General features: G+C 65.1%; 1 pseudogene. It reads right to left on the minus strand.

Going from position 1 to position 916, the window contains the following annotated elements:
• Positions 1-188, minus strand: a pseudogene (locus MLGJGCBP_RS51965) (plasmid mobilization relaxosome protein MobC); the annotation flags it as partial.
• Between the last annotated feature and the right edge of the window lie 728 nt (positions 189-916).

The raw sequence follows: 916 nt of genomic DNA on the forward strand, positions 1-916 counted from the left end.
TGCTCCGCGAGGGCGGACTCAACGAGCAACCGCGGCACGCTCACTCGCGCATGCTGCGCCTTCGCCAGAAGCGCCGACTCCTCCTCGGGAGTCACCTTCACCACGTGCCGAGCATGCCGACCACCGTCGACGTTCGCACGGCGCTCACGCCGGAACCGGCGCGGACGATCAACGGTCTCATCGCTCATCGTCGTCCCCCGTCATTCGGCCCAGCGCAGCGCCCCCACAACGTGGGGCTACACGACAGTGTCTCAGGTCCAGAGCACAGCGTCCAGACCTGACCCCAACTTAGGGCACCTAAGTTTCCATCTTGCTCCACCGGGTTCGATCCGTCGGCACGCAGCGCCTGCGTCGTGTGCCCGCTCTTGAAAGAAGCACAGGACGAGCGCAGCGAGTTCCTTTGCGCAGTTTTCCGGCCGCCCCACCTGTGATGCGGACCCGATTGTGGGTGCCTGAGATCGAGCGGAGCGGGACAGGGAATCTCGGGCATCCACACGAGGACCAGTGCGCTCCATACTTGCGGACGGCCGGCGCCCGAACGGGCAGACAAAGGGCCGCGCTCCGCGCGTCCAACGCGACGTCACAGCGGGGGAGTTATCCCCAAGTGGGTACCGGGCTTAACGGCATTGGGCACACACGACATCTCTCCGCTCCGCTGTGTCGTGTGCACACAACGCCTACCCGGACACCCACCCGGGGACAACAGAATCGAACGCGCCGCACCTCACGCGGTTGGCCGCGTGTACGGCTCGAGATTCGCGCGCGACGTCTATACGATCGAGCCCATGGAAACCCAGCCGCTGGAAACCGAATTCGCCGCCCTCGATGAACAGATCCGCCGAGAAGCCGAGAAGAAGATGCAGGCGATCCGCGTCGTCGCCACAGCACACAAAACTCTCGCCGACACCCGCGAAGA

The sequence above is a fragment of the Rhodococcus sp. T7 genome (genome assembly GCF_009872365.1).
Classification (GTDB): Bacteria; Actinomycetota; Actinomycetes; order Mycobacteriales; family Mycobacteriaceae; genus Rhodococcus_F.